Below are 6,831 nucleotides of genomic sequence, written 5' to 3'. Positions count from 1 at the left end.
ATCATATTTCAAATATATTTTAATTAGAAAATCCATTTCTCAAATTCCTATAGGATTAAATTAGCGCTGTATTATTTAATTTGAAAAAATTGAGGCTAATTTCCCTTGTTTAAAATGCTAATCTACAGCGGAACCATCGGAACAATCTTAGAAAGCTGCGGTTCATCTGTCAATGCCTTTTCCCGGGCTGCTGCAAGTTTTACTTTCCGGAGCCAGTAATAGTAGCTATCTCTTGAAATGTTATTTTCGGCGCACCACTCGTTAACCTGTTTGCCACTGTTAATTCGTTCCCGAATAATGATTGCCCATTGTTCTATGCGGTATTTGTCAGTCAGTTTTTTCGCTTCGCTCATAAGAACCCCCTAATTCTCACTTTTTCCACTAATGTGTGAAAAGTGCAAAAAGTGTGTTATTGAGATTCTCACATAAACTGTCATATTGATTCAAGACACTATTTTATCAAGCGCTTACTTTGTAAATGCATCTCTGAAGAGAATTTCACCTTCTTCGTCATATAGCTCCGTTTTAAGTATAACACCGGTATTTTTATCGACCCAGAATGTTTGGCTGTCCCCGCCTTTATTTTCTACATACTTTAAATTTATTACTGTAGCGGCTCTGTCCAAAAATTTATCGTCACCAAGTACTGTTACGGTGCTTCTCCTGAAGGCATCGTGTACATAAAATTCCGGATGAATCATCGAGTTAACCGGACCTGATAAAGCCAAGTATGTACCATTGAAATCAGGAACTATCCCTTCGTTAGGATCAGCTTGAGTTTTATTTGATTCGGTGAATGGTTTATATTTTTTAATTTCTGTGTCTGGTTCTTTGAGTTGAATTTCCTTTCCGTTATTTACCGCAATAGATGTATTAGCTTTATCATCATACAAATCAAATACTTCAACTATATACTTATCAGGTTGTTTTACAGAGATATTTACTTTGGTCATACTTTTTATAGGTGTAAATTCTTCAAGTTCTACGATTCCAGATAAGAATGTATAATTATCATTTGCTGTAAGCATTTTTTGTACGATGGGTGATTTATTCAAATCCTCAACTTTATTTATATGGATTTTATCAGCATCAGATGCTTTAAGTGTTCGTTTATTAATGTTATATGAATTAATTACTATTGTCATAGCACTTATAGTGCAAAGCACAAGAATAGCAATAAGCTTATTTTTTCGTATCATTTTAATATCACCCCTCTTTAATTATTGTGATATACAAATTTATTTGGAATAGACACTAATCGCTAATATCGTAACTAGATGCCCAAATACGCCATGGTGAGTTGCTGTTGGTTCTTACTAAATAAAAATATTGGGTGATTTTCCCTTCATCATACGGAACCTTTGTATTATCGTAATCTACCGTGTATTCTGCGTAGACTGCAATTAAGTTATCATGGATATAGTTATCCGACCATCCATAACTTTTAGCCAGATCGCTTCCGGTATATTGTTCTTTAATCCTCTGAGTTCGATTATCAGAAACCTCAACTTTGTCAATGGTAAGACTAATTACGCCAAGAGTTACCTCTGAATCAGTTATGATATCTGAGTCTTCATTATTTAATAATTGCAATGTAGTATTATCATTGTTTTTAAGCGCCTCCAGATATTGTATCACCACATCGGAAGCATCGCTGATTGAACTTGGTTTTTCACATGCTATTAATTCTCCGGTCAATATAATGATAAATATCAGCAATAGAGATTGAAATATAACATGACGTTTTGTTTTTTTATTAAGTATATTTTGCAATTGAATACTCTTTATCATATAGCCTCCATAATAGTTAAATTAACTCCTTAAAGAATGGAATAAATTATCTTTATAATATAAGACTCAAAAATTGTGTAAATGTTACATCTTTTTTAAAATATTTAATAAAAAAATTGTAACATTTCTTTTTTTATAAGTCTTATATTGTAGAGGAAAGTGTTGAAGAGCAAGATCGGTAAGGCTTGAAAATATTAAAAAGATAGAATCAGGTAACTATGGTATATTTGCTTTAACAACAAGGGCAAAAGTAAAAGAACATGATAAAGTTAAGGAAAATAAAAGTATAAAATTAGTTGATATATGCTACGATTCAGATGCCGTTAATTTGGTACAAAAAGGTAGCGGGCAGGTTAACTAATCCAACTGCCCGGAAAACCAGATGGGACAAGATAGTTAGTTTGCGGTATTAAATATATTACCATAGGAGGTAGAAAAATGTATAAAAAAGTAAGAAAATTTTTGGTTGAGACTCTGATACTGCAAATAATAAGCATTGTATTATTTCTTTATTATTTTGCTAATCCGGAAAAATATTTTATATTCTCAATAGCCTGTACTATAAATATATCGGTAATTATAGGTATAATGTTTTTTCTGTTTAGAGATTTGAAGGAAGATAATGATAGCTAAAAATAATTTTATGTTTATTTTAATAGGGGAACTATTAAAATTAGGATTATATAAAACGTAAAAATGAAAGATAGTATATATTATTGCAGAATACACCATAAACATAATGGACAAAATAGTAATAGGAAAAGCATGCCTTTTGAGCAAATACTTGCATACTAATGAAAAAAACGGAGTGTTTGTGAATAGAAATGTACAGATTTGATGTTGAAATATCCGATAAAAATAAAGCGATCTATATTTATAATATTTTTGTTGCTCTTTTCTGCGTATTTTTCATTGTATTGCCGTCGGATGCAGCAATAATACTAAAAATTTTCATGGTGCTTGGATGGACACTTTTTATAACACATTGTACAGGAGTATTTTTTGCAAAAATAATAGTTGATAGGGAATATATCACAATCAATAACGGTTTGCTTTTCCGAAGGAAAATTCCTCTTCGTGATATAGAAAATGTCCGGTATATAAATAATAATGACCGTATAGTCTGGGTCCATCCCATATTAAGTAAAAACGGTATGGTTATTGAATATCCTAAGAACAAAAAGATTTTTGTTTCTGTAAAAGACAGAGAGGAATTTTTATATGTCATGGCAAGACCGTGCGGGTAAATAAAAGGGTGCCGACAACTGCTATAATACAGTTTGTGACACCCTTAATTTTTTATAAATTATGCTGTAATATCCAGACTCATTGAGTTTGAATCTCTTAAAACCTTTATGAAGTTAACATCCGGATCTTCAGTTCCCTGAACGTAAAGACCGGCGTTTTTCATTTCTTCTACGTATTCCACAATCTCAGCGGTAATTCGTTCACCGGGGCAAAGAACAGGTATTCCCGGAGGATAAGCCAAAAGGAATTCACCACTTATCTGACCGATACTTTGTTCTAGCGACATGGAGACCTTAGGCCTGTTGAAGGCATCCCTTGGAACAAGAACCTGTTCAGGAATTTCGGGTATTTCAAGAACTCCTCCGCGTTTTTCGGTTGTTCCGCAATATTTTAAGCTTATTTTCTTTAATGCATGCAATAGACTGTCTATTTTCTCCTTTGTATCGCCAAAGGAGCCTACTGCAAGGGCATTATACAAATCAGACATTTCAAGCTGGATGTGATATTCATCAGCAAGAATCTGATCCAATTCATATCCTGTAATCCCTAAATCTTTGCAGCATATGGCCAATTTTGTGGGATCCACTGCAAAGGCGCCTTTCTTATTGAGGACTTCATTCCCGAAGCAGTAGAAACCGTGTATATTGTTTATTTCGTTTCTGGCATAATGTGATAGGTCTATTGTCATATCCAAAAGCTCTCTGCCTTTTGTGGCAATCTGCATTCTTGCAACATCCAGCGAAGCCATCAATATATATGATGGGCTGGTTGTCTGAAGAAGGCTCATTATTTGTTTAACTCTGTTAACATCTACTCTGTGTCCCTTAACGTGAAGAAGGGAGCTCTGAGTCAAAGAGCCAATTATCTTATGAGTGCTTTGTGCGCACATATCCGCACCGGCTTCCATAGCTGAAACAGGAAGTCTGTCGTTGAATCCCAAGTGGGGGCCGTGGGCCTCATCAACGATTAGCGGTATGTTGTATGAATGCACGATGTTTGCTATCTTTCTTATGTCAGTCGCCACTCCGTAATAAGTGGGGTTTATAATAAGGACCGCTTTAGCATCCGGGTTATCTTTAAGAGTCTGTTCCACAGTTTCAGGGGTAACACCAAGGGCAACTCCTATTGTACTGTCAATCTCAGGCTGCATATATACCGGCACAGCACCGCTTAATATAATACCCGAAGTAACGGATTTATGAACGTTCCTGGGTATTATAATTTTTTCTCCTTCCGAAACTACACTTAATACCATTGCCTGTATGGCACCGGAAGTGCCATGAATGGAAAAGAACGCCCTGTCGGAACCATAAGCATCGGCAGCCAATTCCTGCGCTAGTTTTATCGCTCCGGTAGGGTGATGAAGGCTGTCAACTGATTTGAAAACTGTAACATCAATAGACAATGCATTTGTACCAATAAAATCTTTAAACTTGCTGTCCATGCCGTCACCTTTTTTGTGACCGGGAACATGGAAAGGTATCGTATCTCTTTTTACATACTGCATCAAAGCATCAAATAAGGGAGTTTGCAGTTGATCTAATTTGTACACCTTAATCAACACCTTCTTTCAAAAATTTCAGATAAAAAGCCCGAAACTTCGATGCATAAAGTTTCAGGCTTCTGCAGAGCGATCTCAGGCTTAAGTATTATTTTTTTCAAAACAATATCATTATAAGTTATATGGTATAGAAATGCAATGATTATAAAAAATATTTTTTGCACCTTTAAAAACAGCTTTTTCAAGGCCTTTGCACCAAATCGTATAAAATATGATTAAATTTATGAAAATTGTACATACTCCTTTTAGAATGAAAAATTGTTTTCATTCTACTAACCGATTATAAGGAGGGAGTTTTTTAATGGAAGCAGCCCAATTAAAGGCAAAATTGAGGCAAAAAGCAGGCAGGGGAGTATGTCATTCACTGAGAAGGCAAGGAGAAGTACCGGGAGTTTTATATGGAAAAGGCATAGATAATATGCTGGTGGAATTCTCCGAAATGGAATTGAATGATATAATAAAAAATCAGGGTGAGCATGCAGTAATTAATATAGATGTTAATGGCTCTGTTTTAAAGACTATGATAAAGGAAATACAGAGGAACCCTGTCGACAGAAGACCGGTACATATAGACTTAAAATGCATTCGTGAAGACGAAAAGTTACATGCCGAAGTTCCTATTATGGTTAAAGGCGAAGGGGCTATAAGGTCAAAGGGAGGTATTGTGCAAAAACAGTTAGGTACTGTTGAAGTAGAAGCCACTCCGGATCAATTACCTAAGTTTATATTAGCCGATGTATCGCGTTTGGAAATAGGAGATAAGATAACTGTTGCCGATATGGAATTTGCTTCTGAAATAAGCATCTTATCCGATATAAATTCAATAGTTGCAACAATTACTTATGCTTCGGAAAAAGAAGACACAACCACGACTTCAGCAATCGAACCGTCACAGATTCCGTTAGCTGTGCCTTCAACAACAAGCGAAGAGGATATTATTTAATAAAAACAGCCTGAGGGCTGTTTTTTAATGCCATGTTCATAAAAGAATGTTATAATGAATTCTGTGCAATAAAAAGTGTTCATATAAAAGGCAGGTGTATTTGTATGAGTGAAAATATATTAAGTGCCGGATATATCCAGGATAAACTGGATAAAAGCTTTAAAAACAAGCTGAAAACCATAGTTTTTCTGGAGTTGAATAAGGACCTTATTATTGATAATAAATTCAAGCTTACGGATAACTTACCCCTTCCAATTAAAACTGATGGATTGATTGAGGGCATAAAAGCCAGTAAATACGAAGAAAGAATAGATTTTGAACTGCTGGCAGAAGGCATGGTATGTGTTATAGCCTGCGATAAAGACTTCAAATATAATGAAGACTATATAAATATCTTAAAAGGCACGACAGAAAAAATAGACAGCTATCTGTTAAGCAAGTCTATGGAGCTGGCTTCTAAAGGTGAATTTATCGATGCCCTTACATATTTGATTACACTCGAAAAAATATCAGACAACCATATGATAATATGGTATAACATAGGTCTTATACTAAAGGAAATGGTATTTATAAAAAATGAAAAGGGCAGCACGGAAGAGCATGATTTATTCTATCAATTATCCTTTGAAATATTTGAAGAGCTTTCAGAAATTTATCCTCATTTTTCAAAGGCATATTATATAATGGGATTTTATTATTCGAATGAGGAAAAATATCAGGAGGCTATTTTAGCATGGCAAAAAGCCTATGAACTGTCGGCTGACAGCAATACAAAGGCTGAAATAGAAAAATTAATTCAAAATGAAAATGATAAGCTTATATTTATGGAAGCTAAGCAAAAAATAATAGATGGCGAAGCAGAGCAGGGACTAAAAATGATCATCCCTCTTATCGGAAGACATGATGATTGGAGCGAGGCTAAGTATTTCACCGCTTTGGGATATAGAAAAATACAAAATTACAAAAAAGCCGAACTTCTTTTAAATGAGCTTATTAAAGCAGGAGAAAGCTTCCATGAAATATATAATGAACTGGGGCTTTGCTGTATGGAATTAGGGAACGTTGATAACGCTCTGAAAAATCTTAAGACCGCTGTAGAATTAAATAAGGATAGCGGCGGATATAACTGTAATTTAGCAATAGCCTATTATTATGCAGGTGATGATGCAAAAGCAAAGGAATATTTAAAAAAGGCAAAAGAGCTTGAACCAAATGATGAAATTATCGTCAAATGCATAAGATGGATGAAGCTTAATATATAACTGTGTCATTTAGATAAGTCAGTATT

Annotated in this window: 8 protein-coding genes; 4 read left to right on the top strand and 4 right to left on the bottom strand. The window is 34.6% G+C overall.

The genetic code is table 11. From position 1 onward, the window contains the following. Positions 1-122: 122 nt before the first annotated feature. The 3 genes from tnpA to OXPF_RS05315 form a co-directional block, all read right to left on the bottom strand. Entirely contained in the window at positions 123-353 is a 231-nt protein-coding gene (gene tnpA / locus OXPF_RS05325) for an IS66 family insertion sequence element accessory protein TnpA (protein ID WP_054874179.1), read from the bottom strand. A 114-nt stretch (positions 354-467) separates the two neighbouring features. Beyond that, positions 468-1,199, bottom strand: a complete 732-nt coding sequence (locus OXPF_RS05320) for a LolA-like protein (RefSeq protein WP_054874178.1) — start codon at positions 1,197-1,199, stop codon at positions 468-470. Positions 1,200-1,254: 55 nt separating this feature from the next. Continuing rightward, positions 1,255-1,719, bottom strand: coding sequence for a DUF4829 domain-containing protein (locus OXPF_RS05315; protein WP_160317155.1), 465 nt, complete (start codon positions 1,717-1,719; stop codon positions 1,255-1,257). Between the two features lie 510 nt (positions 1,720-2,229). Here OXPF_RS05315 and OXPF_RS05310 point away from each other — a divergent pair. Continuing rightward, positions 2,230-2,424, top strand: a complete 195-nt coding sequence (locus tag OXPF_RS05310) for a hypothetical protein (protein ID WP_054874176.1) — start codon at positions 2,230-2,232, stop codon at positions 2,422-2,424. 191 nt (positions 2,425-2,615) lie between these two features. Next, positions 2,616-3,038: a PH domain-containing protein gene (locus OXPF_RS05305; RefSeq protein WP_054874175.1), complete on the top strand. Its 423-nt coding sequence runs from the start codon at positions 2,616-2,618 to the stop codon at positions 3,036-3,038. A gap of 59 nt (positions 3,039-3,097) precedes the next feature. Here OXPF_RS05305 and OXPF_RS05300 read toward each other — a convergent pair whose 3' ends face one another. Then, positions 3,098-4,591, bottom strand: a complete 1,494-nt coding sequence (locus OXPF_RS05300; protein ID WP_054874174.1) for an aminotransferase class I/II-fold pyridoxal phosphate-dependent enzyme — start codon at positions 4,589-4,591, stop codon at positions 3,098-3,100. Positions 4,592-4,901: 310 nt separating this feature from the next. Here OXPF_RS05300 and OXPF_RS05290 point away from each other — a divergent pair, with 310 nt between their 5' ends. Next, positions 4,902-5,543, top strand: coding sequence for a 50S ribosomal protein L25 (locus OXPF_RS05290; RefSeq protein WP_054874172.1), 642 nt, complete (start codon positions 4,902-4,904; stop codon positions 5,541-5,543). A gap of 104 nt (positions 5,544-5,647) precedes the next feature. Then, positions 5,648-6,805 carry a tetratricopeptide repeat protein gene (locus OXPF_RS05285; protein WP_054874171.1) on the top strand — a complete coding sequence of 386 codons (1,158 nt, stop codon included), beginning with the start codon at positions 5,648-5,650 and terminating at the stop codon, positions 6,803-6,805. Positions 6,806-6,831: the final 26 nt, after the last annotated feature.

Origin of the sequence: Oxobacter pfennigii (genome assembly GCF_001317355.1) — a bacterium.
Classification (GTDB): domain Bacteria; phylum Bacillota; class Clostridia; order Clostridiales; family Oxobacteraceae; genus Oxobacter; species Oxobacter pfennigii.
The sequence above is the reverse complement of the archived record's forward strand: the minus strand, read 5'-3'. Positions and strand labels throughout refer to the sequence as shown.

Bases quoted from the DNA above. Each gene is read 5' to 3' on its own strand.
- tnpA (WP_054874179.1), bottom strand. From the start codon at position 353: ATGAGCGAAGCGAAAAAACTGACTGACAAATACCGCATAGAACAATGG.
- OXPF_RS05320 (WP_054874178.1), bottom strand. From the start codon at position 1,199: ATGATACGAAAAAATAAGCTTATTGCTATTCTTGTGCTTTGCACTATA.
- OXPF_RS05310 (WP_054874176.1), top strand. From the start codon at position 2,230: ATGTATAAAAAAGTAAGAAAATTTTTGGTTGAGACTCTGATACTGCAA.
- OXPF_RS05305 (WP_054874175.1), top strand. From the start codon at position 2,616: ATGTACAGATTTGATGTTGAAATATCCGATAAAAATAAAGCGATCTAT.
- OXPF_RS05290 (WP_054874172.1), top strand. From the start codon at position 4,902: ATGGAAGCAGCCCAATTAAAGGCAAAATTGAGGCAAAAAGCAGGCAGG.
- OXPF_RS05285 (WP_054874171.1), top strand. From the start codon at position 5,648: ATGAGTGAAAATATATTAAGTGCCGGATATATCCAGGATAAACTGGAT.